Below are 7,503 nucleotides of genomic sequence, written 5' to 3'. Positions count from 1 at the left end.
CGCGATCCCCGCGGCGGGCCGCCCGCCGCCGTACGGCCCCGCGCCCCTCCCCTCAGCTCCCGCCGTCCACCGCGACCGGCGCGCGCCGGGTCATCAACCGCACGTGGTCCGGGCCGAGTTCGTCGACCCGCGTGACGCCGAGCAGCTTCATCGTCCGCTCGGTCTCGGCCGCGAGGATGGCGATCGCACGGGCCACGCCCGCCTCGCCGCCCGCCATCAGCCCGTAGAGATAGGCACGTCCGACGAGCGCGAAGTCGGCTCCGAGCGCCAGCGCCGCGACGATGTCGCCGCCGTTCATGATCCCGGTGTCGAGCATGACGGTGCCGCGGTCCCCCACCGCGGCGGCGATGCCGGGCAGCAGATGCAGCGGTACGGGCGCCCGGTCGAGCTGCCGGCCGCCGTGGTTGGAGACGATCACGCCGTCCGCGCCGTGCGCCATCACGGCCTCGGCGTCGCGGACGGTCTGGATGCCCTTGACCAGGATCGGGCCGTCCCACTGCTCGCGGATCCACTCCAGGTCCTCGAAGGTGACGGTGGGGTCGTAGAGCTTGCTGACGAGTTCGGTGAGGGCGCCGTGGCCGTCCTTGTCGAAGGCGAAGGTGTACGGCTCGGTGGTGAGGAAGTTCAGCCACCACTCCCAGCGGTACGAGGCGTCGAGGAAGGTGCGCAGCGTCAGTTGAGGCGGGATGGTCATGCCGTTGCGCAGGTCGCGGAGGCGGTTGCCGTTGACGGGGACGTCGACGGTGACGATGAGCGCCTCGTACCCGGCGGCCCGCGCGTTCGCCACCAGTTCGCGCGAGAGGCCGCGGTCCCTCCACAGATAGAGCTGGAACCACTTGCGGGCGTCGGGCGCGGTCCGTGCGACCTGTTCGATGGAGGTGGTGCCGACGGTGGAGAGCGCATACGGGATGCCCGCGCGCTCGGCGGCGGCGACGACGGCGCGTTCGCCGGCGGAGTGCATCATGCGTGTGAAGCCGGTGGGCGCGAGGCCGAAGGGCAGCGCCGACCGTCCGCCGAGCACCGTCGTGGAGGTGTCGGCGTGCTCGACGTTCCGCAGCACGCCCGGCCTGAACTCCAGGTCCTCGAAGGCCTCGCGGGCCCGGCGTACGCCCACCTCGCCGTCGGCGGCGCCGTCGGTGTAGTCGAACGGCCCTGCCGGAGTACGGCGTTTGGCGATCCGCCGCAGGTCCCAGACGGTGTGCGCGCCGGCGAGCCTGCGCTCCACGGCGCCCTTGGGCCGGGTGCGCAGCTTCAGCAGGGGCGCCAGGTCCTTGGGGCGCGGAAGGCGCCGTTCGAGTCGCGTCATGGGGCTGCTCTCCATGTGGTGGTGCGGGCGGTGCCGTCCGTCGCCGCGGCTCCCTCGCGCGCGGCGGCCTGTCTCGCCTCTCCGGTCTCGTCCTCGGTCTCGTCCTCGGCCTCGTCGTCCGTACCGTCGTCGAGCCGGAGGACGACTTTTCCGGGTACGGCGGGGTCGGCGGCCGTCTCCATCGCCCGTACGGCGTCGGGCAGTCGGAAGGTGCGGGTGACGACGTCCGCGAGATGCGGCGAGGACGCCAGCATCGTGAGGGCCGTGTCCAGTCCGCCCGCGAAGCGGAAACTGCCGCGCAGCTCGGCCTCCTTGGCGACCAGCGGCCCGAACGGTACGCCGACGGGGCCCGCGGGCGGCGAGCCGAGCTGCACGATCACGCCCCTTCTGCGGACGGCGGCCAGCACTGCGGCGGGCGCGGAGGGCGCGCCCGACGCCTCGACGATCACGTCGAAGTGCTCGTCGGGAAGGGCCTCTTGACCGAGGAGGACCCTACGGGTGGCTCCGGCGCGCTCGGCGATACGCAATTGCGGTGCGCGTACGTCGCTCGCCCACACCTCCCCGGCGCCCTGCGCCCGCGCCGCCCCGGCCGTCAACGCGCCGATCGGACCTGAGCCGTTGACGAGGACGCGCGCCCCGGCGACTCCGCCCGCGCGGCGCAGCGCGTGCAGGGCGACGGCGAGCGGTTCGGCGAGCACGGCCCGGGACTGCGGCAGTCCGCCGGGCACGGGGTACAGCCGCTCCGCGTCCACCGCCAGCCGCTGCGCGAAGCCGCCCTGTGTGTGCGGGAACGCGGCGGCCGAGCCCAAGTAGCGGGTGTCGGGGCAGACATGGCGGTGTCCGGCGCGGCACTCCTGGCAACTGCCGCACGAGGTGCCGGGGTGTACGGCGACGGCCGTGCCGGGGCGCAGCCGCCCGGACGGGTCCTCGGCGACCCTGCCGACGACCTCGTGACCGAGCACCAGCGGCTCGCGCAGCACGAAGGAACCCACCGCGCCCTCGCGGTAGTAGTGCAGATCCGAGCCGCAGACGCCGCCGTGGGTCATCGCGACGAGCACCTCGCCGGGCCCCGGGACGGGCTCGGGGCGCTCCTCGACGCGCAGATCGCCCGCGCCGTGCACGACGGCGGTCAGCATCGCCGCTCCTCCCTTCCCGTGTGCCCGACGGCTGCCGGTCGTCCTCCCGTACGGATCGTCACGGCGGTACGGGACGCCCGCGCGGCCCGGCGGCATCGGCCGCGTATGCCTCACGGACCGCCGCGTCCGCCCCGCCGCGCTCCAGCGCGTCCAGCAGCTCCGCGACCCGTTCCACGAACTCGCCCTGCTCGCCGAGCCGTTGGCCGAGGACGGCCTCGTGCGTCAGCACCTCACGCGCGAGCCGCAGCGCGCCCCGCCCGCCAGCACCCGTACCGCCCGTACCGCCCGTACCGCCCGTACCGCCGCGGCGTGCGGCCAGTTCGCGGATCCGCGCGCCCGCGGGCTCCGGCGGAACTCCCGTACGGCCGGCGTCCAGCGCCTCCGGATACGCCGTGCACCGCAGCCATGCCGCGACGGTGAGCGCGAGCGCGGAGGGCACCCGGCCGGCCGCCAGATGCCACAGCGCCGCGCCCGGCACCCGCTGGGCGAGCTTGAGCGAGCCGTCGGCGCCGACCTGCGCGGTGCGGTGGCCCAGGCGGCGGTTGGCGAACCGTTCGCCCAACTCGGCGCGGTACGCGGTGACATCGAAGCCGTCGGGGAGCGTGAGCGTCGGCTCGTACTCGTCGCCGAGCAGCGCCACCGCCCGTGCGATCGCGGGGTCGGCGGCGGCGTCGGCGATGAGTTCGCGTCCGGTGAGCAGCCCGAGGTAGGCCAGGAGCGAGTGACTGCCGTTCAGCAGACGGACCTTGATCTGCTCGTAGTCGTGGACGCGGTCGGACAGCACGGCCCCCGCCTCCTCCCACGCGGGCCGTCCGGCGGCGAACCGGTCGCGCATGACCCACATCGTGAACGGCTCGGCGGGCACGGGCACGTCGTCGGCGAAGCCCGCCTCGGCGGCCGTACGGCGGTGGGCGTCCGTCGTCGCCGGGACGATCCGGTCGACCATCGTGTCGGGGAAGGTGACGAACTCCTCGAGGGCGGCGGCCAGTTCGGCGCCGTCCCGGGAGGGCATGGCGGCGGCGAAGTCCCGCAGCAGGCCCGCGAGCGTCGTGCCGTTGGCGGTGATGTTGTCGCAGCTCAGCACCGTGACGGGGGCGCCCGACTCCCGTGCGCGGCGCAGCAGTCCGGCCGCGAGCCGCCCGACGGTGCTGCGCGGCGGCCCCTGTCCGTCCAGGTCGGCACGGATGTCCGGGGCGTCGAGGTCGAGGCGCCCGGTCCGCGGGCTGACGGCGTACCCCTTCTCGGTGACCGTCAGGGAGACGACGCGGGTACGGGGGTCGGCGATCTCGCGCGGCACCCGCCGCGGATCGTCCGCGGCCACGAACGCATCGGTGACGGCGGTGACTTGGCGTACATCCGTGTGCCGCGGGCCGAGCGTGACGACGCTGTAGCGCATGCCCTGCCGGTGCAGGGCTTCGACCACGCCGCGGGTGCTTCCGGCGACCCCGGTGATCTCCCAGGGGCGGCCGTGGCGCCCCGCGTCCTCGGTGTACAGGGCCTGATGGGCACGGTGGAAGTTGCCCAGACCCAGGTGGAGGATGCGGGACGTCCCGTCACCGGACGCGCTCGCCGCCGCACCGGATGCGCTCAAGGGCCCTCCTCCGCAAGGGACTTGGGAGCCGGAGCCGTATCCGTGCCGCCGCCCGCGTCCTCCTGCTCCACATACCCGTACACCTCGGGCAGCACATACGTGGCGGCCAGATAGCCCGTCAGGGAGAGCACCGAGACGATGACCGTCGCCAGCGGCACGCCCAGGCTCTCGAAGAGGACGGGGAAGAGGAAGATCGTCACGAAGGCGGCGAGCTTGACGAAGACGTAACCGAAGCCGGAGGCCGTCGCCTTGTAGCGGCTCGGCGCGACCATCGAGGCGATCGTCATGCCGTTGGACGCCGCCCAGTAGTGACCCCACATCAGACCCGCGGCGGCGAAGGGCACGAGCGGCTTCCAGTCGAGCTGGAGGAAGAGCGCCGCGAACAGCAGCGACACGAACGACATCCCGAACCCCCAGCGGGCGATGCCCCGATGGCCGAGCTTCGGGGTGACCACGGGCGCCACGAAGCCGCTCACGGTCGCGATGACATAGATCGCCCCGGTGATGAAGTTGGTGGCGCCGATGCCGGAGACACCGGTCAGCACGAGGATCACCGGCAGATAGAAGGCGAAGGCGGCGAACTCCGCGCCCTGCATCGCGTTGGAGATCCACGCGAAGACACTGGCCTTCCTGCGTACGGGATCCCTGCGGATGCCGGCGAGGAAGTCGCGGGTGCGCGGGCGCTGCACCGTGAAGTCCTCGTCGGGCAGCATCGGCAGATCGTCGTCGAACATCTTCTTCGCGACGGTCTTCGCCTGCCGGAACTTGCCGCGCTGGATGAGCCACAGCGCGGTGTCGGGCACGTCCAGCCGTGCGATCAGCAGCACGAGCGCGGGCACCGCGCCGAGACCGAGGCCGACGCGCCACAGCAGGCTGTGGTCCATGCCGCCCAGATACATCACGGTGATGACGGCGATCGCGGCGATCTCGCCGAGGCCGAACATCCCCTGCCAGCGGTTGCCCATGACCTCGCGCTTGCCGCGCGGCATGGTCTCCATGATGTACGTGTAGCCGGTCGAGATGTCGCTGCCCAGCGGCAGCCCCAACAGCAGCCGGATGATGACCAGTTCCCACATGCTGGTGGCGAAGGACTGGGCCAGGGCGAGCACCACGAAGAGCACCATCGTGGTGATGAAGACCTTGCGCCGCCCGAACCGGTCGGCGAACCACCCTCCGCACACCGCCCCGATGAGCGCCCCGAGCTGTACGGCGGCGGAGGCGAGGCCGAGCATCGCGGCGCTGGGGTGCAGATCCTCCTTGACGAAGAGCAGGAGGAAGGAGATGGCGTACAGGTCCCAGGCCTCGATGAGGATCGTGGAGATCATCAGCCAGCCGGTGCGCCGCCCGGTGTCGGTGCCGTGCTTCGCGAGGACGTGTCTGGCCGCGACGTCCGAGAGGTGCCGTACATCTGCCTGAGCAGTCATGCGTCCTCCTCACGTACGTCGCACCGAGCCGCGCTCCGGAGCAAATTCCGGCTCCTGGAACGGAGTTCCGTGAACTAGAATCGTGCGGCAACCTATGGACAGACCCTGGTGGTGTCAATGCCTTCTCCCGCCCCGGCCGAGCCGAACCCGTCCGCCGGTGGCGCCGGGAATCCCAGCGGCGACGGCGCAGGTCCGCGGCGGCTGCTGCGGCTGATCGACGCACTGTGCGCGTCCCCGGCGCCGGCCCCGCTCGCCCGGCTCGCGGCGGAGGCGGGACTGTCGAAGCCGACGGCGCACCGGCTGCTGCGCGTTCTGACCGAGGAGGGCTGGGCGGTCGCGCACGACGGCGGCAGCTACGGCATCGGTCCCTCGGTCCGCGCGATGGGCGCCGCGATCGCCGGTGCGGGCGGCGGCGACAGCATCGAGCGCGTCATCGTCGAACTCCAGAAGGAGGTACGGCAGACCGTCCACGTCGGGGTGCGCAGCGGCGACCGCATCATCTACACGCACAAGGTCGAGGGCGACCAGCCCTTCGCCATGGCCTCCCGCGTGGGGATGTACCAGCCGCTGCACTCGACGGCGATCGGCAAGTGCATCCTGTCCGGTCTGGACGCGGAGGCACTGGACGCGGTCCTGCGGCGGACGGGGCTTCAGAGCCGTACGGAGGCCACGATCACCGACCGCGCGGCGCTGGAGAAGGAGCTGTCGCGGGTACGCGAGGAGGGCTTCGCGCTGGACGAGGAGGAGAACGAGGCGAACGTGCGCTGTCTCGGCGTCCCCGTGCGCACCGCGGGCAGCCAGGTCGTCGGCGCGGTCAGCATCTCCACCGTGACGTTCGTGGTGACGCGCGAGGAACTGCTCGCGCTGCGCGGCGCCTTGAGGGATTGCGCGGCCCGGCTGGAACCGCTCTTCGGACACTGAGCCCGCAGGGGCCCGCAGGATCCCGCAGAAGGCACACGCCGGACCCGACGCGGAGACCGGACGCGTAAGAGGTGGCGACCGGAGGCGGAAGCGGAAGCGTGCGCCGGCAGCGGCGGCGGTACGGCGGACGGCGGGAGCGCCGCACTCCGCACGGAGCGCACCCGGAAGGTGACGTCTGTCCGGCGCGCGCCGCAGACGGGTACACATCGCACGCCGCCCCGGCACACCCCGCGGCGGCGGCAGAGCGTGAGAGACCGACCGGCTGTACGCGGAGGCCCCATGACCACGTCCGAGACCAGTACGGAGAAGACCGTGTGGCGGGAGCGCGGCGCCCCGCTGCTGGCCCCGTCCGACAGCGGCCCGCTCAGCGGTCTGCGCCTGGCCGTGAAGGACGTGTACGCGATCGCGGGCCACCGCGTCGGCGCCGGAAACCCCGACTGGCTCGCCGAAGCGGAACTCGAATCCACGCATGCCTGGGCGGTCGGCGCCCTCCTCGACGCGGGCGCCGAGATCACCGGCATCGCGCAGACGGACGAGCTGACCTACAGCCTCGACGGTGTGAACGCGCACTACGGCACACCGCCCAACCCCCAGGCGCCGGGCCACATTCCGGGCGGCTCCTCCAGCGGACCGGCCTCGGCCGTCGCCCTTCACGAGACGGACGCCGGACTCGGCACCGACACCGCCGGGTCGATCCGCGTCCCCTCCTCCTACTGCGGCCTGTACGGCATGCGGCCCACGCACAGAGCGGTCCCCGTGACCGGAATGCTGCCGCTCGCCCCGGACTTCGACACCGTCGCCTGGCTCGCACGGGACGCCGCCACCCTCGCCCGCGTCGGCGACGTCCTGCTGCCCCCGGCGGACCGGACCCGCGAGGACCACGGCCCCTTCCGTACGGCCCTCGTCGCGCCGGACCTCCTGGCGCCCGCGGTGCCGCAGGTGCGCGAGGCGTTCACGACGGCCGCCGCGGGACTGGCCTCACGACTCGGACTGCGCCGCGAGGTACGGGAGTTGGGCGGCGACCCGGCGGAGCGCGCGGAGTCCTTCTCCGTGGCGCAGGCGGCGCAGGTGCGGGAGTGCGACGGCGCATGGGTCGCCGCGCACCCGGGCGCGCTCGGCGCGGAG

General features: G+C 73.1%; 6 protein-coding genes. 2 read left to right on the top strand and 4 right to left on the bottom strand.

The features are described from left to right. Nucleotides 1–52: 52 nt before the first annotated feature. From AN218_RS32010 to AN218_RS31995, 4 genes are read right to left on the bottom strand one after another with little or no spacing between them, the layout of a single operon-like run. A complete protein-coding gene (locus tag AN218_RS32010; RefSeq protein WP_070020527.1) occupies nt 53–1,306 on the bottom strand; it encodes an alpha-hydroxy acid oxidase in 1,254 nt (417 codons plus the stop codon). After that, nucleotides 1,303–2,442: an L-idonate 5-dehydrogenase gene (locus AN218_RS32005; protein ID WP_079132819.1), complete on the bottom strand. Its 1,140-nt coding sequence runs from the start codon at nt 2,440–2,442 to the stop codon at nt 1,303–1,305. The genes AN218_RS32010 and AN218_RS32005 overlap by 4 nt, the downstream gene beginning before the upstream one ends. 58 nt (nt 2,443–2,500) lie before the next feature. Continuing rightward, a complete protein-coding gene (locus AN218_RS32000; protein WP_070020525.1) occupies nt 2,501–4,033 on the bottom strand; it encodes a mannitol dehydrogenase family protein in 1,533 nt (510 codons plus the stop codon). Next, complete coding sequence (locus AN218_RS31995) at nt 4,030–5,457, bottom strand: MFS transporter (protein ID WP_070020524.1); 1,428 nt, start codon at nt 5,455–5,457, stop codon at nt 4,030–4,032. Before AN218_RS31995 ends, AN218_RS32000 begins: the two co-directional genes overlap by 4 nt. Nucleotides 5,458–5,574: 117 nt before the next feature. Between AN218_RS31995 and AN218_RS31990 the strand changes: the two genes are divergently transcribed. Both AN218_RS31990 and AN218_RS31985 read left to right on the top strand, forming a co-directional pair. Further along, nucleotides 5,575–6,378 carry an IclR family transcriptional regulator gene (locus AN218_RS31990; protein WP_079132817.1) on the top strand — a complete coding sequence of 268 codons (804 nt, stop codon included), beginning with the start codon at nt 5,575–5,577 and terminating at the stop codon, nt 6,376–6,378. A 279-nt stretch (nt 6,379–6,657) separates the two neighbouring features. Next, the coding region (locus AN218_RS31985) for an amidase family protein (protein WP_070020523.1) at nt 6,658–7,503 on the top strand (846 nt) is incomplete at its 3' end.

Origin of the sequence: Streptomyces nanshensis (genome assembly GCF_001751255.1) — a bacterium.
Lineage (GTDB): Bacteria > Actinomycetota > Actinomycetes > Streptomycetales > Streptomycetaceae > Streptomyces > Streptomyces nanshensis_A.
This window is presented reverse-complemented; position numbering and strand designations above follow the sequence as displayed.

Coding starts and splice junctions, on each gene's coding strand:
- AN218_RS32010 (WP_070020527.1), bottom strand. CDS start 1,306: ATGACGCGACTCGAACGGCGCCTTCCGCGCCCCAAGGACCTGGCGCCC.
- AN218_RS32005 (WP_079132819.1), bottom strand. CDS start 2,442: ATGCTGACCGCCGTCGTGCACGGCGCGGGCGATCTGCGCGTCGAGGAG.
- AN218_RS31995 (WP_070020524.1), bottom strand. CDS start 5,457: ATGACTGCTCAGGCAGATGTACGGCACCTCTCGGACGTCGCGGCCAGA.
- AN218_RS31990 (WP_079132817.1), top strand. CDS start 5,575: ATGCCTTCTCCCGCCCCGGCCGAGCCGAACCCGTCCGCCGGTGGCGCC.